Consider the following 23,584-nt stretch of genomic DNA (forward strand, 5'->3'; position numbering starts at 1 on the left):
TAGCATTTAGTATCATAAATTTTATAATTAAATAACTCATCAATTTTATCACTTTATATGATTATTGAGATAATGATCAATATCTAATATATATATGTATACATATATATATTAGATATAAGACAATAACTGATGAAAATACTATTTTATTTATTATATATAATTTGTTTTGCGATATTGCCTTAAATAAAATACATAAAGAAATGCGTAAACATTTTATATTTGTTAGTAACGAATGACACATTCGAATAATGTTTGATTAAAAATTAAATTAAATTATATCACTAATATCAAAAAATACATATTTATGTATGTTATATAAGAATTTTTATCTGATTATACTGTGCGTATATAGAATATAGATAAGATATGAAATAATATGAATACAAACATATATTTGGAGGAATAAAATTTTATGATAGATATTAACTTTACTAAACAGCATATTCAATTTATGTTAAATAGAATATTTAAGTTTAAGGATGATTTTTGACTACAATCTTAAAAAAAAGCATTTAAAAATAATTAACAGTGAACTAAAATCACCTGACATTTGGAAAAATCCTAAAATAGCAAAAATTCTTAGTCAAAAATCCTCTTCTTTAAAAATTTTTATTAATGTTATTGATCAGCTTTATGAAAACTTGGTGGATTTAAACGATTTATTAGGGCTAACGGAAGAATATGACGATGTCTTACGTTTTGAAATTCATAATCAATTAGGTGATTTAGAACGTACATTATATCGATTAGAAAGTAGTCGTATGTTTGTAGGAAAATATGATGATTCCAATTGTTATGTCGATATTCAGTCAGGGTCTGGGGGTATAGAAGCACAAGATTGGGCGGGTATGTTGTTGCGTATGTATTTGCGTTGGATGGATCATAAAGGTTTTATGACTGAGATTACTGAAGAATCGACAGGAGAAGTTACTGGAATAAAATCTACCACTATCCAGGTTATTGGACCTTATGCATATGGTTGGTTACGTACTGAATCCGGTGTACACAGATTAGTGCGCAAAAGTCCTTTTGATTCTGCTAGAAGACGTCATACTTCATTTGCTTCGGTGTTTGTATACCCAGAATTAGATGATAGTATAAATATTCATATTCGCCCGGAAGATTTACGTTGTGATGTCTATCGAGCTTCTGGAGCAGGAGGCCAACATGTTAATCGTACAGAGTCTGCAGTACGTATCACACATATACCAACAAATATCGTTACTCAATGTCAAAGTGATAGGTCGCAACATAAAAACAAAAATCAAGCAATGAAACAATTAAGAGCTAAATTATATGAACTTGAATTACAGAAGAAAAATTATGAAAAAAAAATAAGAGAAAACAATAAGGTAAATATTACTTGGGGTAATCAAATACGATCTTATATTTTAGATAATTCTAGAGTTAAAGATTTACGTACTGGTTTTGAAAAACGTAATATCAAAGCTGTGTTAGATGGAGATCTGGATGATTTTATAAAAATTAGTATCAAAAAAAATACTTTAAGCGAGACTTATAATGATTAAATATGCATATTCAAAGGTTCAATCATATCAAAAATTTAACATCGATGATGATTTACATATTCGACGCAAAAAACTATCACAACTCCGTGAAAAAGGTATGGCATTTCCAAATGATTTTCGTCGTGATTCTATTTCTAAACAATTGCGTAAAAAATACACTCATAAATCTAATATAGAACTAAAAAAACTAAATATTGAAGTAAGCGTAGCGGGGCGCATAATAAGTCAACGTATTATGGGAAAAGCATCTTTTATAACTTTACAAGATATTGAGGGTTGTATTCAATTATATATTACTGCTAATTCATTAGCAACAAATTTATATGAGGAAAGTCTAAAACAATGGGATGTAGGTGATATCTTAGGAGCGCGTGGTACATTATTTAAAACACGTACTGAGGAATTATCAATACATTGTAAAGAAATTCGATTATTGACTAAATCGTTACGCCCATTACCAGATAAATTTCATGGGTTGAATAATCAAGAAACGAAATATCGTCAAAGATATTTGGATTTAATTATCAATGAACATACAAGAGAAACATTTAAAATACGTTCTTTAGTTATTTCTGAAATACGTCAATTTATGAAAAATAATAATTTCATAGAAGTAGAGACACCAATGATGCATACAATTGCAGGAGGAGCTATAGCGAATCCTTTCATTACCCATCATAATAAATTGGGAATAAATATGTACTTGCGTATCGCTCCAGAATTATATCTAAAAAAACTAGTGATAGGTGGTTTTGAACGAATATTTGAAATTAATCGTAGTTTTCGTAATGAAGGAATATCTTCCTATCATAATCCTGAGTTTACAATGATGGAAGTATATATGGCTTATGCTGACTATCGTGACATAATCGTTTTAGTACAAGATTTATTACGTTCAGTAACACAGCGAGTATTAGGTAGCAGTATTATACGTTATGGAAGTTATACATTAAATTTTAAACATCCTTTTACTCAAATAAGTATAAAAGAGGCTATTTTTTATTATTTACCAGAAACTAAATCGCAAAATATAGACGATATATATACTGCTATTTCTGTTGCAAAATCACTTGGTATTAAAGTTAAAAATTGTTGGACTTTGAACAAAATACATATGGTTATTTTTGAAGAGGCGGTGGAAAAAAAAATAATTCAACCAACTTGTGTGACTTCTTATCCGATTGAAATATCTCCATTAGCACGTCGTAGCGATAATAATTTTAAGTGCGCTGATCGTTTTGAGCTTTTTATTGCTGGGAGAGAAATAGGAAATGGTTTTTCGGAATTAAATGATCCAGAAGATCAAAAAGAACGGTTTTTAAAGCAAATAGATGAAAAAAAAGATAAAAAAAATAATAATGTTTGTATAAATTATGACGAAGATTATTTAATTGCATTAGAATATGGACTGCCTCCAACGGCAGGAGTTGGAATAGGAATTGATCGTTTAATAATGTTGCTAACTGACAAACATACTATTCGTGACGTAATTTTATTTCCTACACTTCGTCCAAAATAAAATTTTTTTATATTTTTTAGTATACTTGGAAAATTACTACGATACTTTAATAAATATTAAAAACTAATATTAGTGATGATTTTTAAAATAACACAAATCTATATTGATAATTTTAATTATATATTACTGGTAATATTTAAAATATTTTGATATTAAGATATATCTTAATAAAAATAGGAATGTAGTATGACGCATGATATTTTTACTCAAACACATACTTTTATCTACGAAAATTTAAAACAATTACATCAAAAATATAAAGGTCCAGTATGGGTATATGACGCATCGGTTATAATTAATCGTATTTCACAATTACAACAGTTTGATGTTATACGATACGCTCAAAAATCTTGCTCTAATATTCATATTTTACGGTTAATGCATAACCATGGTGTGAAAGTAGATGCTGTTTCTTTAGGAGAAATTGAACGAGCATTATTAGCTGGGTTTAAAGCAGGAATACAAAGTAATGAAATAGTTTTCACTGCTGATATTTTAGAAGAAGAAACGTTGTTAAGAATATCAGAATTAAATATTATTGTTAATGCCGGGTCGATAGATATGTTAGAACAATTAGGTTCTCATTCTCCTGGACATAAAATATGGTTACGTATTAATCCTGGATTTGGAAACGGATATACTCAAAAAACTAATACCGGAGGAGAAAATAGTAAACATGGTATTTGGCATGAAGATATACCAACAGCTTTATCTTATGTTCGTCATTATGGTCTACAATTAATCGGGTTACATATGCATATTGGTTCTGGAGTACGGTATGATCACTTATCTAAAGTATGTAATGCAATGGTCCAACAAATTTTGAAATACAAGATAGATATACAGGTTATTTCTGCTGGAGGAGGGTTAACAATACCGTATCAACATAATGATATAATTTTAGACGTTAATCATTATTTTCACTTGTGGAATGACGCTCGAAAATATATAGGCCATTATTTAGATCATGTAGTAAGATTAGAAATAGAACCCGGTCGCTTTCTTGTAGCTGAGTCAGGAATATTAATCACACAAATTAGAGCGGTAAAAAACATGGGTCGTCGTCATTTTATATTAATAGATGCAGGATATAATGATTTAATGCGCCCAGTAATGTATGGTAGTTACCATCATATTTCATTAGTGCCAGGAGATAATCGAAGCATTACTTTAGAGACATTATGCGATACTGTTGTTGGTGGTCCATTATGTGAATCTGGGGATGTTTTTACACAACATATAAGTGGAACAATATTAACACGCAAATTACCGTGTTCAGCAAAAGTAGGAGATTATTTAATATTCCATGATACTGGGGCATATGGCGCTTCTATGTCTTCTAATTATAATACTCGTCCGTTATTACCGGAGGTTTTGTTTGAAAATGGACAAATTCGCCAAATTCGTCGAAAACAGAAATTAGAAGATTTATTTATGTTAGAAACAACAGAATAATTTTCTGTTAACAAAAGCGTTTTAAAATTATTAAATATCATTTAAATGCATAAATGTGGTTTTATATAAATTATAAGATCAGGTATAACCCATATTCAATGCCTCAAAATTTTTGATTAAATAGAATAAATGCTCTAAACATGTTGTTAATTTTGTTTTTCATCTTATTGATATATAATTGTTTATTGTATTGCTTTTTAATCAATAAAAAATAAATGACTATGAATTGAATAATATATCTTAATTTAAATATATATTAATGATTGTTTATAACAATTACATATCGCGATATTATGATCACAGTTTTTTATAAAATATTTTATCGATATTTATTTTAAATGGAAACAGTACTCAATTAGAATTTCATTCTAATTGAGTACTTCTATACGAGTCGTTAATTAGTTGCATGTATAAGATCAGAATAAAAATTCTTGAATTAAGTGCAATAACAATATAACATGTGATATGTATATTCGATTATAAATAAGTAGATATATACATATACAATTGTTATATATTTTTATGACAATGCAGCAATACCAATTATATTTGATATCCATATAACGGAATCGTTATGTTTGTTATAAATATTTACAATTTAATGAAATATTTCAATAAGACTGAGGAAATTTGGTGATTGATAATAACGGTTACCGATTAAACGTAGGAATCGTGTTATGTAATACTAGTCAACAAGTATTATGGGCTAGGAGATATAAGAAACATTACTGTTGGCAATTTCCTCAGGGCGGAATTAACATTGGGGAAACTCCTGAACAAGCTATGTATAGGGAATTATTTGAAGAAATAGGATTAGATTATCAAGATGTACGTGTTTTATCTTCAACACGATACTGGATACATTATAGGTTGCCTAAGCAGTTAATTCGTTGGAAAATTAGACCAATTTGTTTTGGGCAAAAACAAAAGTGGTTTTTATTGCAACTTTTGTCTAAAGATACTCGAATTAACATGAGAAGTAATGAATTTTATACATTTGATAGTTGGCAGTGGGTTAGTTTATGGTATCCTATACGCCGAGTTGTATTTTTTAAACGGAATGTATATAGAAAAGTTATGCAGGAATTTGTTGATGTGATAATGTCCTAGGTGGTGTTATTATACAAAATGGTAAGACAAGGTAATGTCACGTATGTTTGATCAGAAAATTTAATTGATTTGACATTGAAGACATCATATGTCAGCGTAGTCGATAAATTAAACTATTTGTTTTAGTGCAGCGATAGTGTCATGATTATAAATTAATTATAATGATGTATATATTTTTAGAATGATATCTCCGTATGCAGTATATGTATTGTCATACATGTAACCCCGTAATTTTCTCAATAGGACCTATTTCGATACATTGGTATGGTGTGATGTATGGATTGGGATTCATGTATGCCATGTGGTCATTATCGTATCGTGTACGTCATTCTAATAGTATTTTATGGACTTATAAAGATGTGGAACATTTATTATGTTTATGTTTTTTCGGTGTTTTATTAGGCGGCCGTATTGGATATGTATTATTTTATCAGTGGTCTTTTTTTTCTAAAAATTTATTGTGGATCTTTAGAATATGGGAAGGAGGTATGTCATTTCATGGTGGATTAATAGGTGTAATTATATCAATTAAATGGTTTTCTTATATAAAACATCAGTCTTTTTTTCAAATATCGGATTTTGTTATTCCAGCAGTACCGTTTGGAATAGGTCTTGGTAGATTAGGAAATTTTATTAATGGAGAACTATGGGGTCGAATAGCTATCGATACTCCCTGGGCTATGTTGTTTCCTAATTCCGTGTATCAAGATTTATTAATCTTACCATATTATCCTCAATGGCAATCATTATTTGATAATTATGGTATGTTACCGCGTCATCCATCTCAATTATATGAAATGTTTTTAGAGGGAATAATATTATCTATTATCATAAGTAGGTTCATTCGTAAACCACATCCTGTAGGTAGCGTGTCTGGTTTATTTCTTATTTGTTATGGTATATTTCGTATTATAGTAGAATTTTTTCGTCAGCCTGATAGTCATTTAGGATTAATTGGTAATATAGCTACTATGGGTCAGATTTTATCGTGTCCTATGATTATATTAGGAATGATTATAGTTTATGTATCTTATAGATAATTTCATGTGCTACTATATAGTTGTTTTTAATATTACATTTATGTGTGTCTATCATTTCTCATGTATATAATTAGTGAAAATAGTAATAGGTAATAATTAAAAATTAAATTAAGAATTTCAATGGAAAATAATAATTATTATTTATTTTTTCTGTTAAATATTACATGTTTAGGATATGTATGTCATTTTAATTTGATAAGTATAATTTAAAATTTATGCATGATTCAATATATGTATTGGATTGATAAAAATATGTCTTATTTATTTGAATATTTTATTAAACAATGTTTACTATTTATCATTCCAATCAAGTGAATCCATTTAAAAAACTGTTAATCGGCATTATGTCAGATAAGTTGCTGCCTGATCCAATGCAATCTGAAATAATATTAACAGAACATAGCATTATAGATCAATGGATACAAATCGAATTAGCCAATCACTTTGGCATTGCATGCAATATCAGATTTATGACTTTAATGTCTTTCATACAACATATTTCTAATAAAATAGAACCCAATAATTCTATTATGAACAATTTTTCTCATTCTGTTATGTATTGGAAATTCATGGAAATATTATCTCAAACGCAGGTAATAGAAAGCTGTTCTATTATAAAAAAATATTTACATAATGATGTTAATCAACAAAAAATAAGTCAATTTTCTGAACAACTTGCTAATTTATTTAGCCAATATTTAATATATCGACCAGATTGGTTAGATAGCTGGCAATCTAATGAAATGATAAATTATTTAGATGACACGCATCAAATTTGGCAATCAAAAATATGGCGTATTTTTTTGGAAAAGACACGGTGTCATCTACAAGAATCAAATAATAATAATAATAGTGTAAATCCTTTGCAACGTTGTATCTATTTTTTAAAAAATATTCAAAAAATAAACTGTTGTGATTTACCAAGTAGAATATTTATTGTAGGGATGACATCTATACCCCCTATGTATTGGAATATATTGAAATTGTTGAGTTACCACATTGATATTTATTTATGGTTTATAAATCCCTGTTATCATAATTTGAGTAATATGTTTCATCAAAATCCGTATGTTATTGGACAACAAAAAAATCAATCATATAATGATAATGTATTGGGATTATCTTCGTCTGTTGTTATTTATCCTACTGGTTATAATAATGTCATTAATATAAGTCATCCTTTACTAAATTCATGGGGTAATATTGCTTATAATACTTTATCTTTATTTACTCAATTAAAAGATAAAATTGAACTAAAGTCTTTTATTATTCCTCAACATGATTCTGTACTTCACATTGTACAAAAAAACATTTTAGAATTTAATAATCATGCAGCAAATGAAACAGTTCATTACAATACTGTAATGTTTAAAAATAATCAACGACATGTATTAGTACCAGAAGATCAATCAATTACTTGTCATGTTTGCCATAGTATCCAACGAGAAGTAGAAGTATTGCATGATAATTTATTATCAATGATGCAAGATGATCCGTTGTTGTCGCCAGGAGATATTATAGTTATGGTAGCTGATATACATCCTTATATACCAGCTATTCAAACTATATTTAATAACATACAAGGCCGTCGTTTACCATTTTCTATTACAATAGATAACGACAAGAAAAGTACGCATCCGATTATTTCAGCTTTTATTAATATACTGAATATACCGTCTAGTCGATTTACTTCTGAAGAGATTTTATCGTTATTGACAGTATCATCTATTGCATCTCGGTTTAACATGAATAAAGAATCAGTTGAATTATTACGTCAATGGACTATTAAATCTGGTGTTAGATGGGGTCTTGATAATGTTACTATGCATAATTTTAATTTACCTATTACTAATCAAAATACTTGGGATTTTGGATTTAACCGTATGCTAGTGGGTTATGCTATAAAAAATCAACATGATATCTGGTATAAAATTTTGCCGTATGATGGCATAACAAGTAGGGAGCATATTAATATTTTGGGTCAATTGGGAGAATTTTTAAAAATATTAAAAAAATGGAGAGATCGGTTTAATCACTTTTATACATTGCCAGAATGGAGATCTTATTTTAAAGAAATAATTGAAGATTTTTTTTATTATGATTATTTAGATTCGGAAAACAGCAAAATTTTGATTTTTTTAAAAAATTGCTGCAGAGATATATTAGAATCGGGCATACAATCACAGTATACTCAGAGTATCAGTATAAAAGCGTTACGAGATAAATTATGTTATAGATTAACTCAAGATATTACAGTGTACCGATTTTTGCCAAATGTAATTAATTTTTGTGATATTGCTTCAATTTTATGTATTCCTTGTAAAATAGTGTGTTTTTTAGGTATGAACGATAATAAATTTCCTCGCTATAGAATATTACCAGACTTTAACTTAATGGTTAAAAATCCACGTATAAATGACGACGATATACAGGAAAAAGATTGTTATTCATTTTTGTTAGCATTCTTATTGGCTCAAGAACGGATATACATTAGTTTTATTGGGCGATCAATTTACGATAACACCATGAACTATCCTTCTAGATTAATTAATGAACTGTGTGAATACATTGCTTTTAATTTTTATTTAAAAGAACATAAAAATGCAGAAATAGACATTAACATCAAATATGTACGTCAGCGTTTGTATCAATGGCATCATCCGTTTCCTTTTTCTCCTGGGAATTTTAGTTCTAGTAATAAAAACAAACAAAGTTTCGCTGAGGAATGGATACCTAAAACAAATATTAATATAAATAATTCTCTATCAATCTATCCGAATTTTAACACTCCATTGTCCCAATATCCTATAAAAACAATAATATTTCAAGATTTATATAATTTTTATCGCCATCCGGTACGCATGTGGTTTCAAAAACGTTTAAATGTATATTTTGATTTAAATATATTAAGTTCATCGAATGATGAACCTTTTTTTGTAGACGGATTAAATCATTATGAGTTAAATATAAAATTGATCGATTATTTAATCCATAATAAAAAAACTGATGAATTATATCATAATGCACGTGCTTCAGGAATTTTACCTTATGGTGCATTTGGAAAATTATATTGGATTACACAAGAAAAAAAAATGACAATATTAGCGAATCAAATAAAAACATATCATTGTATTGATACATATAATCTAGATGTTTCTTTAGTATTTGATACAATTGACTTAACCGGACAATTAATTACGGTTCAAAAAAACGGATTGATACGTTGGAAACCTCAACATCTTTCTATGAAAGATGTATTATTATTATGGTTAGAACATATAACATATTGTTCTATGGGCGGAAAGGGCGATAGTCGATTATTTGGTATTGATGATATATGGCATTTTCCTAACTTACCAAAACTATATGCAAAAAGGTTATTATTAACTTTAGTATTAGGTTATTGTGTTGGTATAAATACGCCCATATTATTATTATATCAGTCCGGAGGGGCTTGGATGAATCATGTGTTTAACTGGAATACTAGAACAATATCCTCAGATCCGTTTTGTCGACAAGAAGCACGTCAAAAACTCGTCCAAGTTTGGAGAGGTACTAAATATTCTTTTTTCAAAGAGAGTCATGACCCGTATCTACGTAAACTGATTACATGTGATTTAAGTGAAGAAAATATTATTAAAATTATTGAAACTGCAGAACATTACTTTTTTAACGCAATGCAATATAGAATAATGTAAAGAATTTAAAACGTTTGATATAAAAAGCAATAAATGTTGAAACCATTAAAAAGTTTTAATTATATGAATATATATATGATATATATCATTATCACATTAAGATATTGAAAGTATCCAACACAAAAAATTTTAGTTCGTTGAACCATATATAATACAATACACTATCACACATATTTTTTTATTTTGTCATATAACCCGCTGTAACGTTGCGTGATAAGGGAGATACTGCGTATTATTACATGATCTGAGGCGTATAGAGACAGACATTGACGAGCTCTAGTGACAGCAGTATAGAATAACTCTCGTGTTAGTATTGGTGTGTGTTTATTAGGCAATACTATCGCGACATGTTGAAATTCAGACCCTTGCGCTTTGTGTATAGTCATAGCAAAACAAGTTTCATATTCTGGTAATTGATAGATTTGTACAACTTTTATAGTACCTTGCATTAAAAGAAAATGCGCAGACAGTTTATTTTTATCATTTAATAGCAACACCCCGACATCTCCATTATACAACCCTAATGATGCTTTATTGCGCAAAATGATAATGGGTCTGCCTATATAATTACCAGAATTATCTAATTGAATCAATCCTTTTTCACTTAATATTTGCTCAATATAATAATTAAGTCTTATTACTCCGAATGGACCATCACGTAACGCACATAATACTCGATAATAATTAAAAATTTCTAAAATTTTTGTTGTCAATATTTTAGCGCGTTGTAATTTTTGCAAATAGTTGGAATATGTCATTGCACAATTAATGATCATAGTGATATAGCTTTCCTTTTCTATAAAATATTTATAGCATAAATCTTTGTATACTTTTGAGTGTAATAATGATAACGCACGATTATAATCTCCTGAATTTATAGCATTAGCTAGTTGGTTAATCCCTGAACTTTCATGAAATCGATAATTTTTCCTGAGTATACATGTGCCGTCAATAATGTTATTATAATGATAATGCGCAGATGATTTAGAAGGAGATATTAAAGGTAATGTGTAACCCGTAACATCAATAAGTTCTTGGTAACGTTTATGAGAATAATTAAAATTAGCAAATTGGCATACATCTTTAAATATAGACCCAGGTTCTACCGAACATAATTGATGTTGATCACCAAAGAGAATAACTTTTGTTTGAGGTGAAAGTATCAAAGCTAATTGAGCTAACATAGACAAACTGACCATTGAAGCTTCATCAATTACCAAGAGGTCTAAATGTATAAGATTTAAATTATTGTATTGAAAGTGTTTCTTATATAATCGTGCTCCCAATAAATTATGTAGAGTAGTTGCTTTTTCTGGTAAATTAGATAAAAAAGACTTTTCTAATTGTGGAATATTATTTATTGTGGTTTTAAAAGATTCAGTTAGAAGAGCTGCTGCTTTTCCTGTTGGAGCAGTGATCTTGATATTTAGGTTACTATTGTTGCTACATAGTAGCAGTGCCGCTACTATTTTAGCTATAATCGATGTTTTTCCAGTACCAGGTCCTCCAGAGATTAATACTCTTTGGTGTGTTATTCCTATAGCAGTAGCTATTTTATGCCAATCAATTTCTGTATAAATTATAGGAAACAATTGATTTAATACATAAATTATTTTTTCTTTTTGAAAAATATTTGATTGATATTTATGATTAAAAAATTGTGCAACTATACATTCATCTTCCCACATGTGGCGTAAATACAAACGTTTGTTTTCTAATACTAATGGGGTGATCTGCGACCCATTGCTAACTGAAGGACAAGACATCAATAATTCTTGCCAATCGGCTACAGATATTTGTCCTATTTTTTTACATACTGCATACGTTAATTCTGGATAATGTCTTTGAAATAATTTATCAGGAGTAAGTAAACATAGAGGTAAACAAATGTGACCAGATCTAATACTAGCACTTAAGGTCGCGCTAGCCAATATTAATGCTTCTTTTATGTTATATTGATTATCATCAGAAATAGGTAGAGTCATTACATCTGCAAATTGTACATCTAATGTATGCCATAGTCCTAGTTTTACCATCTTTTTTGCGATATCTTTCATATAAAAAAATTTTTACAGTTTAATAATGTTATATATATATATATATATATATATATATATATATATATATATATATTCAAATCATGAGAAACACATGCATTACTTTTAGTTGAAAACAAGTAATCATGATTTTTAAATTTCATTTTGATAATTTATGCATATGTGTATATATTTTCAATATAGGTAATTTATTTTATTATCATTGTATGTAATTTATTGTGTTGTATTATTCAATAATAAATAAGTATGTTAATTTTAATACATTACATCATATTTGTGTTGTGTATTAAAAATATATTTTTTTGTTTTATAAAATAATCTCCATATTCTATATTTAATGATATTTAGGTTATTTTTGAGAAAATAAATTATCTAATTTGTTAACGAATGTCGATAATGGACGAAAGAAATAAATCCCATTACTACATGGTGTTCCATCCATACCTCGTATAAATAAATAATATATTCCCCCAAAGTCTTTCTCATACTTATAGGATATGAGTCTATTGCGTAAAAACCGATGCAGTGCTAAAGTATAAATTTGATATTGCAATGCATAATGATGTGTAATCATTTCTTGCACTATCTTGGGATAAACATAAGAATCATTATTTTTTCCTAGCCAATTGGTTTTATAATCTAACAAATAATATCTATGATTCCAACGAAAGACCAAATCAATGAATCCTTGCAACATGCCTTGTATATCCAAAAAAGTAAGCGATGAAGATTGAAGTGATAGGGGATCATATTTTTTACATAAAATATTTAATTCTTGTGATTTTAAATAGGGTTTAATAGGTAAATAAAATTTAATCTCAGTTTTCTTATTTTTAGGAATTATTTGCGCAAGACTTAAATTATCCTTGTTAAGTGGTGTATTAAGTACTATATATATCCATTCTCGAATGACAAACCCCCAAATAGGATCAATGTTGTATCTTGTCATGTGTGCGTATAACCATTTCATATCTACAAGTTTTCTAAAATCTAAAACTTGGAAGATACTGTGAAAAAAATTTCCACATACTTTTCCTTTAGGGAAAGTATGTGATGTTAATGGGGCATCATTTTCTTGATTCTGAATGTTTTCGCTAATGTCTAATTGTTTTTTGAAATCTAAACGTGTTATAATATCAGTATGTTTTAGCGTGCTAAAACTTGTTATACTCCATGGAGTAATATTGACTGATGTTTTATTCCATTTTCTTGCAGATAAAAATTGATTAGATGTAATGAATAAATCAGGATACAAGAGTGTATTAGACTTCGGAATAATACGAAAAGAAATATCACCATTTGAATTAATGCTTAGTTTTTTTAAATGTTGTCTTAATGTTTCTCCATTTCCAGAAGTTTTTTTTTGGATTAAATATCCCAAAGCGCTTCGATGTACGTCACTGGTATTAGATTTTTTTTTATATCGGCGTACTATTGGACCAATACCTATAGAACAATGATAAATACTACGAGTTACTGCTACATATAATAGTCTTAAATCTTCCGATAAACGTTCTTCATCTGACAATATTAAATCAGATTCTGATGTATTAAAATTTAAATGGGTTTCGTACGTTCCCCTATCATGGAAAACAGGATTTTTTTTATAATTAAAATTTGCTGCAAATGGTAAAAATGTTAATGGAAATTCTAATCCTTTGGATTTATGTATTGTACTAATTTTTATTAATTGATGATTATTACTTAATCGTAGGGTGTGATCAGATATTTTTGTGTTTTTTGGTTGTGTTGTTTTGAATATTAACCATTCCATGAGTGCATGTTCATCTTGTAGTTGTTTTGAAGCATTTTGTAGCAATTCACCTAAATGTAAAATATTTATTAAACTAATTTCACCTGTTTGTATAGATAATAACTTTTCTGGTACTTTATAATAAAAAATTATTTTCTGTATCATCAGATATACACCTTGTTTTTTCCAAACGGAATAGTATTCAGAAAATTCTTCAAGTATTTGTTCCCATTTAGATTCATTATTATGAATACTTTCAATATCAGTTGCATTTAAACCAAAAAAAATAGTTGTTAAGGCAGTACAAATTGTGTGCTGGTTTGGAAATAAGATTGCACGCAATAATAATGATAATTCATAAGATTCTATTGTTTCAAAAATATTTTTGTGATTCGATAAAAATATTGTTGATATGTTTACTTTGAATAAAGCAGAACGAATAAGCGATGCTTCTTCATGATTTCGTACTAGTACAGTTATATCTGATATTTCTAGTTTTCTCCTATGTTTTTCATCTTCTAACCAAGCTGTCCCATTACGTATCTCATGCAATAAATTATGCAAAATACTGGCACATTCTTTCGCCATTGCTTGTTTATAGTCATTTATTGTAACTATATCATCGGGATGTAACCAAAAACACATAGCTGGTTGCAATTGATTATTTATCAGAAACCGATACATATTGTTTCGGGTAGCAGCTACTGATGGAATAAAAGGAATATCTTCAAAAATAAATGGATTAGAAACTGATTGGAACAATTGATTAATAGCATTAACTATACTTGGTGATGAACGCCAATTAATATTAAGGTTATATTTATTGAATATTGTTCGACGTATTTTCATATACGCGAATATATCAGCACCACGAAAAGCATAAATTGATTGTTTAGGATCTCCTATTAAAATAAGGCCATTTTTTGAATAATTATTATATAGTGTATGGAAAATTTTAAATTGTTGCCAATCTGTATCTTGGAATTCATCAATAATCGTTACCGGATAACATGTTCGTATGATATGTGCTAATCTATTTTCTTTATTTTTAGTTAAATTGTAAGCTAATACATCAATAAGGTCGTTAAATGTAATTTCTGATCTTAAATGCTGGGTGTTGTTTAAACTTTTACGTACACCATTTATTGCCATATCAAATATTAGTGTTTTAAATAATAATGACCAGTGATATAATTTTTCTATTAAGTCGAACAAAGTATATATACGATCAGATTTTTGATTATTATGTATATTTAGTGTTGTTGTTCTAAAACGTTTCAGATCGTTTGGCGTAGTATGATCAATTGTTGGTTGGTCAACCCATTGATTAATTTTATGTATCCAACGTATTAAGTTTTTTTTATTATATATTTTGTGATTAATATCATAAGAATTGATAGTAGTAATTATATTATATTTATTTTCATGCCATTGTTTTTTAATATTATTGATGCAATTAATTATCTGATCGTAATAAGTTACGATATTTTTTTTTTCTGTATGTATACTGTAATCATCAGGATTAAATTTAGGTTGATATATATAAGGAAGAATATCATTTAAAAGAGTGGTTGGATCTTTCCAATATTCTTGAATTAAGCTGACTATGTTTAATGGAAGTGAATAGAAATTCTGTCTCCAAAAATCATTACATACTTGTTGATATAATGTTGTTTCATAATCAATGATATTTGTATTAAATAACATGTTTAATTCAATTGTATTGTGATTTAAAATGTTTTGACAAAAACCATGGATAGTAAATATAGATGCTTGATTTATTTTTTTTTCTGCTTCAAACAACTGATTTATGGCTAGATCTATATTATGTATTTGTAATAATAATTTAGAAAATAAAAAATTATTACTATATCCACGTATACAATCTAATCGAAATTGATGAATATTCTCTCTTATACGAGAGCGTAGTTCTTGTGTCGCAGATTTATTAAAAGTTACTACGAGTATTTCTTTTACAGTTAAAGGGCGGGAAAAATCTTTTTTGCTCCCTACACATAATAATAATCTCAGATAAATTATTATAAGAGTATATGTCTTACCAGTTCCTGCTGACGCTTCGATTAAATTAATTCCATATAAAGGTAATTCTAAAACATTTAAGTTGTACATGTTATTATATATAGAGATATATACATTCGATTAAAAATATAAAAATAATACAATATTTTATTAAAAACTATATTTTTATCGTTTTATGTGTTTAATAATATGTAAAAACGATACGATAATAGTACTAAAATATTATCTACTATAAAAATAAGGCATTAGTTTTCTTGGAGTAATAAAAATATGTCTTTATGAATTACTTGTGCAATTAACCATTATTAATCAAATTTACATATATCAATTAAATGAATGAGAATGCAATTTCTTTACATAATAAGTATAAACAATATTTATGATAATAATAATATTAAAATAAAAAAATTAAACATCCTGTAAAATAAGATGCTTGATACAAGTGTATAAATATTTTATATGTCTCGCAATAAATCATTTATTTTAACTTTGTCTTTGGTTTTAGAATCGACTTTTTTAACTATTACCGCGCAGTACGTGTTGATACGACCATCTTTAGATGGCAGACTTCCTGGAATTACAACTGAACCAGCTGGTACACGTCCATAATATATATTACCGCTGTCACGATCATATATTTTAGTACTTTGACCGATAAACACTCCCATAGAAATAACAGCACCTTTTTCAACGATTACGCCTTCTACAATTTCAGAACGAGATCCAATAAAACAATTATCTTCAATGATAGTTGGATTAGTTTGAATCGGTTCTAAGACTCCTCCAATTCCAACGCCTCCAGATAAATGAACATATTTTCCAATTTGTGCGCAAGATCCAACTGTGGCCCAGGTATCGATCATTGTCCCCACATCGATATAAGCACCAATATTGATGTAGGAAGGCATAATTACTGTGTTAGAAGCAATATAAGCCCCGTAACGTATAGTAGCTGGGGGAATTATACGCAATTTTTTATTTTTAAAACGCGCGGCATCCCATTGGGAAAACTTCATAGGAAATTTATCAAAAAAACGTCCATTTCCCCAGGTTATTAATTGATTGTCCATAGTATAAAACGAAAGCATAATTGCTTTTTTTAGCCATTGGTGCGTAATCCATGTGTTATTAATTTTTTCTGATATACGTAATGTTCCATTATCTAATCCATCCATGATTTCGTTAATAGCATTATTGACGGTGGGGTTAATGTTATTCTGTGAAATATATTCTTTTTTTTCAAAGGCACTTTCTATTATTTTTTGTAACTGATTCATGTGTTTCATATCCATAATATATAATTTATTTAAGATTTTATTTTTATTAATTTTAAAATAATTTTTTGTTTAGGTAAACATTATAAATTTGCACTTAAAATTTTACGACTATGAATGTATTTCCGAATCACAAATCGATATCTATATAAAGGTATATAATATTAATATCCTAAGATAAAACTTACTTATACGGACTGGTATGCACTGATAACCAATTATCATTCTAATAAATTAATACTATCACGTTAATAACTGACTCCTATCCTCCATGAGATAAGTAGCAGTATGTGAATAAGTAATGTATTTTTTAAGCAATAGCTATTTTAATGCATTTAAATAAAAATAATAAATATCATAATTTGTATTTTTATATAGAAAAATTTGTAATTTTGTATTAATGAAAATATATTTTTAATATGTTTTAAAACATATTAAAAATATATTAACAATGTAAGTATAATCTATTGATTGTAGTGAGAAATAGTTGCTGGCAAAGACTCATCAAAACGCAGGGTTAATACTTCACACCCGGTTTTTGTAATAGCAATAGTATGTTCGTATTGTGCAGATAAATTGTGATCTTTTGTTCTTACTGTCCATCCGTCATTTTCAGTATAAATATGGCGGGTACCTGCGTTGATCATAGGCTCTATTGTTAACGTCATACCAGATTTTAATATAACACCTTCATCATTAGTATCGTAGTGTAATACATGGGGAGCTTCATGAAAAAATTTTCCAATTCCATGTCCACAATATTCTCTTACTATTGAAAAATTATGTTCTTCAACAAATTTTTGAATGACTCGACCTATTTCTCTTAAACGTATTCCTGGTCTAATCATACGAATTGCTAAATAAAGACTTTCTTGAGTTATTCGACATAATCGATATCCTAATTCTGTCGATTGACCAACGATAAACATTTTAGAAGTATCAGCATATAATCCATCTTTAATTACTGTAATATCAATATTTATAATATCACCTTCTTTTAATTTATGAGAATCATTTGGAATGCCATGGCACACTACATCGTTAATTGAGGTGCAAATAGATTTAGGAAAACCGTGATAACCAAGAGGAGCAGAAACAGCATGCTTTATTTGTGTAATATAATTATGACAAATAATATCTAACTCTCCAGTACTAATACCAGGTTTTACATGCGATTCTATCATTTCTAATACTTCTGCAGCTAACTTTCCAGCAATGCGCATTTTTGCAATGTCTGTAAGTGTTTTAATAATAATTTTCATAATATATTATAATTTTTAAATGATGAACACATAATATTTTAATGTATCACCTATATGATATTGTGTATAGATTAATTTATTGACTTAAAAAAAATAAATTATGTAAATATTAATCTATCTGTATTCATTATTAGTAAATAATTATATACTTTTGGAAAATATATGTTAATCATTTCTCTGTTTTAATCTATTGTATTAAATACCCTTTATATCTAATTTATTAAAATTATTATAATATATATCATATGACTATCTATATTTAAATATCAATAACTATTAAAATTATAAGTAATCTATTTAATGATCAATCGAGGTGTATAATGGAAAAACTTTCTATACGTGACATGTTGCAGGCTGGTGTCCATTTTGGACACCAAACTCGTTATTGGAATCCTAAAATGAAACCTTTTATCTTTGGCGTGCGAAATAAAATACATATCATTGACTTAGAAACAACTATCTTAATGTTCAAACAAGCTTTAATTGAATTAAATAAAATTGCTTCATTAAAGGGTAAAATTTTATTTGTGGGCACCAAACGCGCAGCTAGTGAAGCGGTAAAAAAAACAGCATTGGCCTGTAATCAATTTTTTGTTAATAACCGTTGGTTAGGCGGAATGTTAACCAATTGGAAAACAGTACGCCAATCCATAAAACGTTTAAAAGATTTAGAAACTCAATCTCAAGATGGTACTTTTCAGAAATTAACTAAAAAAGAAGCATTGATCTTGAATCGAGAACTTATTAATCTGGAAAATAGTTTGGGAGGCATTAAAAATATGGGTGGACTTCCAGATGCAATTTTTGTTGTTGGCGCGACACATGAAGATATTGCAATAAAAGAAGCAAACAGTTTAGGAATCCCGGTTTTTGCAATAGTTGATACCAACTCTAACCCAGATGGAATAGATTTTGTTATTCCAGGCAACGATGATGCTGTACGCGCGATTAATTTATATTTAAATATCATATCTAATGTCATGCATGCGAATGGCATCCAATTCTCAACATAATTACTGTACAATAGTAATTATGTTGAGAATTAAATATATAAAATCGTATTCCTTATATATATTTTTAATATGATGATATCTTATGAAAGAAAAAATAATTAATATTAATAATGATTTAATTAAAGAATTACGTAAACGTACTAGCATTGGTGTTGTAGAATGTAAACAAGCTTTAATTAAAGCTGATGGAAATTTGGAATTAGCTATAGATAACATGAGGAAATCCGGGTTAAAAACTGTTTATAGAAAATCCGGACGTTCAACATCATCAGGTCTAATCATAGTAGAAATCACATCTAATGAACAGTATGGTTTCATATTAGAAATAAATTGTGAAACTGATTTCGTAGCTAAAGATAGTACTTTTCAAGAGTTCGCCAAAGCTGTTACTATTACAGCATTAAATGAACAGATCAGTAATATTGATATACTAAAAACTAGATTTGAAGAACAACGTTCTAATTTAATTTCAAAAGTTGGGGAAAATATCAATATCCGAAGGCTTGTTGCATTACAGGGTGATTGTTTAGGATGTTATGTGCATAGATCAAAAATTGGTGTGCTAGTAACTGCTAGTGGTAATGTAACTGGAAACTTAATAAAACATATTGCTATGCATATTGCAGCTAAACACCCTAAGTATCTTAATGTAAATGATGTTCCAGAAGATGTAATAATTCGTGAAAATCATATTCAAATGGATATTGCTATGAAATCTGGAAAATCATACGAAATCTCAAAAAAAATAACCGAAGGACGCATGAATAAATTTATAAATGATATTGTATTAACAAAACAAAACTTCATAATGGACGTTAACAAAACAATAGAACAGTTATTGACTGAGCATTACATTAGAATTAATAATTTTGCTCGCTTTGAACTAGGTGAAGATATGTAAATTAATATTTTATATTATTACATGAATCTTTAATCACCTCACATAGATCATTGTTAGTTTTTTTTGAAATAGTGTTTTTATTTTTTTAACAATAAAAACTGTACTGATTATATTTGGTTAAATTGGAATAATTATTGACATGTATATTATACTTTAATACTTAACTAAGTTATTATTTGCTTCTATTTATGCCGTTTTTGTGAGGAATGTAATTAATGGTAACTCACACGAAACCAATTTATCGGCGTATTGTACTTAAAATAAGCGGAGAAGCTCTACAAGGCACCGAAGGTTTTGGGATCGATGCTACTGTATTAAACCGAATGGTTGTAGAAGTTAAAGAACTAGTTAATATAGGTGTGCAGATAGGTATAGTTATGGGAGGTGGTAACTTATTTCGTGGCACTGGATTAGTTAAAGCTGGTATGAATCGTATAGTCGGAGACCACATGGGTATGTTGGCCACTATAATGAATGGATTAGCTATGAGGAGCGCATTGCACCGCGCTTATGTTCATTCTCGTTTGATGTCAGCTATTCCATTAAATGGGGTATGTGATCATTATAATTGGATAAAAGCTATTAATTTACTATCTAATAATTGGGTAGTAATTTTTGCAGCCGGAACTGGAAATCCTTTGTTTACTACTGATTCTGCAGCTTGTTTACGGGGCATTGAAATTAAAGCAGATGTAGTACTTAAAGCTACTAAAGTAGATGGTGTGTTTTCTACTGATCCAATCCAACATCCTGACGCTACGCTATATGAACAATTAAGCTATCAGGATGTATTAGAGCGTGAGTTGAAAGTTATGGATTTAACAGCATTTACGTTAGCACGAGAACATAATTTACCAATACGTATATTTAATATTAATAAGTTTGGGGCATTAAAAAGAATAATAATGGGATATAAAGAAGGGACTTTAATAACTAAATAATTTAAGAAATTTCAATGTTTAAAATGAATACGTAAAAATACATAAATTAACTTTTTAATTTAGAAATATAAAGCCGAGGTATATGATGTGGTTAATAAAATTAATAATATTCAGACAAATTTAGAAATACATATGAAAAAATGCATTGAAAACTTTAAAACGAATATAAATAGTATTCATATAGGTCGTATTTCTCCAAATATGTTAAATGGTATTCGAGTAAACTACTATGGAATATCAACTCCATTGTCTCAATTATCTAATGCTACAATAGAAAATTCGCGCACATTAGCTATTACGGTTTTTGATCATAAAATGATCAAATCAACAGAAAGAGCTATTTTTATGTCTGATTTAGGATTAATTCCTGTGTCTTATGGAAATATTATTCGGGTTACATTACCGTTATTAACCGAAGAGCGCCGTCATACTTTAATAAAAATGGTACGTGCTGAATCAGAAAAAAGTAAAATAGCCGTGAGAAATGTACGTCGTATTGCTAATGATAAAACCAAAATTTTACTTAAAAACAAAGAAATTAATGAAGATGAAGAGCATTTTTTTCAAAATGAAATTCAAAAATTAACTAATATTTGGATAAAAGAAATTGATTCTATTTTAATAGAAAAAGAATCAGAATTAATGAGTTTTTGATATTAAATTATACACTAATAGATGTTTGTTTATGTACGCACTAGTCATAAACAAAATAAATTTAATTTTATTTTACATTTAAATGAGTACTTTAACTTATACATATGCGATTTTTAACAATTTTGGGTAGTACCGGATCCATTGGGAAAGCTACTCTTTCCGTAATACAACAACATACTGATAAATTTTGTGTATATGCATTAGTTGCTAAAAATAATGTTTCTTTAATGACGGAACAATGTGTAACAATGAATCCTAAATATGCATGCATGATATGTGAAGATGCCGCGAGAGTATTGAAAAAAAATTTAATCACAGCTGGGAAATATGATATTGAAGTATTATCTGGCGTAATACATGCCTGTGAATTAGCAGCAATTGATGATGTTGATATGGTTATGTCCGCGATAGTGGGAATTGCTGGATTACAGCCTACCTTTTCTGCATTACGTGCTGGTAAGACAATATTGTTGGCAAATAAAGAAACTTTAGTTACTTGTGGCAAATTGTTTATGCAAGAAGCTAAATGCTATCGTTCCCAAATCTTGCCTATCGATAGTGAACATAATGCAATTTTTCAAAATTTACCCCTAACATGCCAGAAGAATTTGGGACATATTTCTTTAGCTGAATGCGGTATATCTCGTATTGTGCTAACAGCATCCGGAGGAATTTTTTTTAAAATACCACAAGAAAAATTAACCACAATAACACCAGATCAAGCTTGTGTTCATCCTAATTGGTCCATGGGGCGTAAGATATCAGTAGATTCCGCTACCATGATGAATAAAGGATTAGAATATATTGAAGCACGTCATTTATTTAATGCCACACCTAATGAGATAGAACTTGTATTACATCCTCAGTCTATTGTTCATGCTATGGTATACTACAAAGATGGTAATGTGTTAGCACATTTAGCTCCTCCAGATATGAGAATTCCTATCACGCATGCAATGGCTTATCCTAATAGAATTGAATTACAAATTTTATCTAATATAAACATACACTGCCTTAACAAATTATACTTTGATCAATTAGATACTCGAAGTTATCCTTGCTTACAATTAGCAATAGATGCTGATAATTGTAGTCAAGCAGCGACTATTATTTTAAACGCAGCAAATGAAATTGCCGTAGAAGCATTTTTACATAGAATAATTTCTTTCACCGCAATTCCTGATGTTATTCGCCGTGTACTTGATGCAATAAATGTAGATGATCCTAATGATGTAGAAAGTATTTTATATATTGATCAAAAAGCTCGTGACAAAGCAAGATCTATATGTGTTACATAATAAATAATGTTATTTGCAATAAATTATCACGTTATTA

Annotated in this window: 15 protein-coding genes; 11 read left to right on the forward strand and 4 right to left on the reverse strand. The window is 28.5% G+C overall.

Annotated elements, in window-relative coordinates; translation table 11 throughout:
* Positions 1-415: 415 nt before the first annotated feature.
* From prfB to recC, 6 genes are all read left to right on the forward strand, one after another.
* A protein-coding gene (gene prfB / locus Bamer462_RS01345; protein ID WP_500837907.1) for a peptide chain release factor 2 occupies positions 416-1,532 on the forward strand; the annotation gives its coding sequence in 2 pieces (ribosomal slippage) (positions 416-469 and positions 471-1,532; 1,116 coding nt in all).
* A complete protein-coding gene (gene lysS, locus Bamer462_RS01350) occupies positions 1,525-3,051 on the forward strand; it encodes a lysine--tRNA ligase (protein ID WP_500837908.1) in 1,527 nt (508 codons plus the stop codon). Before prfB ends, lysS begins: the two co-directional genes overlap by 8 nt.
* A 186-nt stretch (positions 3,052-3,237) precedes the next feature.
* Positions 3,238-4,506: a diaminopimelate decarboxylase gene (gene lysA / locus Bamer462_RS01355; protein WP_500837909.1), complete on the forward strand. Its 1,269-nt coding sequence runs from the start codon at positions 3,238-3,240 to the stop codon at positions 4,504-4,506.
* A gap of 633 nt (positions 4,507-5,139) precedes the next feature.
* Positions 5,140-5,616, forward strand: a complete 477-nt coding sequence (gene rppH, locus Bamer462_RS01360; RefSeq protein WP_500837910.1) for an RNA pyrophosphohydrolase — start codon at positions 5,140-5,142, stop codon at positions 5,614-5,616.
* A gap of 194 nt (positions 5,617-5,810) precedes the next feature.
* Positions 5,811-6,656, forward strand: a complete 846-nt coding sequence (gene lgt / locus Bamer462_RS01365; RefSeq protein WP_500837911.1) for a prolipoprotein diacylglyceryl transferase — start codon at positions 5,811-5,813, stop codon at positions 6,654-6,656.
* Positions 6,657-6,940: 284 nt separating this feature from the next.
* Complete coding sequence (recC, locus tag Bamer462_RS01370) at positions 6,941-10,354, forward strand: exodeoxyribonuclease V subunit gamma (RefSeq protein WP_500837912.1); 3,414 nt, start codon at positions 6,941-6,943, stop codon at positions 10,352-10,354.
* 164 nt (positions 10,355-10,518) lie between these two features.
* On the opposite strand, the gene recD is transcribed toward recC, so the two are convergent.
* The 4 genes from recD to map all read right to left on the reverse strand — a co-directional run bounded on the left by recD (position 10,519) and on the right by map (position 18,740).
* Complete coding sequence (recD, locus tag Bamer462_RS01375; protein WP_500837913.1) at positions 10,519-12,411, reverse strand: exodeoxyribonuclease V subunit alpha; 1,893 nt, start codon at positions 12,409-12,411, stop codon at positions 10,519-10,521.
* A 349-nt stretch (positions 12,412-12,760) separates the two neighbouring features.
* Positions 12,761-16,294, reverse strand: a complete 3,534-nt coding sequence (gene recB / locus Bamer462_RS01380) for an exodeoxyribonuclease V subunit beta (protein ID WP_500837914.1) — start codon at positions 16,292-16,294, stop codon at positions 12,761-12,763.
* Positions 16,295-16,659: 365 nt separating this feature from the next.
* Positions 16,660-17,481, reverse strand: coding sequence for a 2,3,4,5-tetrahydropyridine-2,6-dicarboxylate N-succinyltransferase (dapD, locus tag Bamer462_RS01385; RefSeq protein WP_500837915.1), 822 nt, complete (start codon positions 17,479-17,481; stop codon positions 16,660-16,662).
* 461 nt (positions 17,482-17,942) lie between these two features.
* Positions 17,943-18,740, reverse strand: coding sequence for a type I methionyl aminopeptidase (gene map, locus Bamer462_RS01390; protein WP_500837916.1), 798 nt, complete (start codon positions 18,738-18,740; stop codon positions 17,943-17,945).
* Positions 18,741-19,060: 320 nt separating this feature from the next.
* On the opposite strand from map, the gene rpsB reads away from it, so the two are divergent.
* From rpsB to ispC, 5 genes are all read left to right on the forward strand, one after another.
* Positions 19,061-19,753 (forward strand): 30S ribosomal protein S2, encoded by a 693-nt coding sequence (gene rpsB, locus Bamer462_RS01395; RefSeq protein WP_500837917.1) that lies wholly within the window; start codon positions 19,061-19,063, stop codon positions 19,751-19,753.
* A gap of 82 nt (positions 19,754-19,835) precedes the next feature.
* On the forward strand, positions 19,836-20,654 hold the full coding sequence (gene tsf / locus Bamer462_RS01400; protein WP_500837918.1) for a translation elongation factor Ts: 819 nt from the start codon (positions 19,836-19,838) through the stop codon (positions 20,652-20,654).
* Between the two features lie 215 nt (positions 20,655-20,869).
* Entirely contained in the window at positions 20,870-21,595 is a 726-nt protein-coding gene (gene pyrH, locus Bamer462_RS01405) for a UMP kinase (RefSeq protein ID WP_500837919.1), read from the forward strand.
* Between the two features lie 87 nt (positions 21,596-21,682).
* Positions 21,683-22,249 (forward strand): ribosome recycling factor, encoded by a 567-nt coding sequence (frr, locus tag Bamer462_RS01410; RefSeq protein WP_500837920.1) that lies wholly within the window; start codon positions 21,683-21,685, stop codon positions 22,247-22,249.
* A gap of 104 nt (positions 22,250-22,353) precedes the next feature.
* Positions 22,354-23,547: a 1-deoxy-D-xylulose-5-phosphate reductoisomerase gene (gene ispC, locus Bamer462_RS01415; protein WP_500837921.1), complete on the forward strand. Its 1,194-nt coding sequence runs from the start codon at positions 22,354-22,356 to the stop codon at positions 23,545-23,547.
* The last annotated feature ends 37 nt before the right edge of the window (positions 23,548-23,584 follow it).

It is taken from the genome of Candidatus Blochmannia americanus (nom. nud.) (assembly GCF_059934915.1).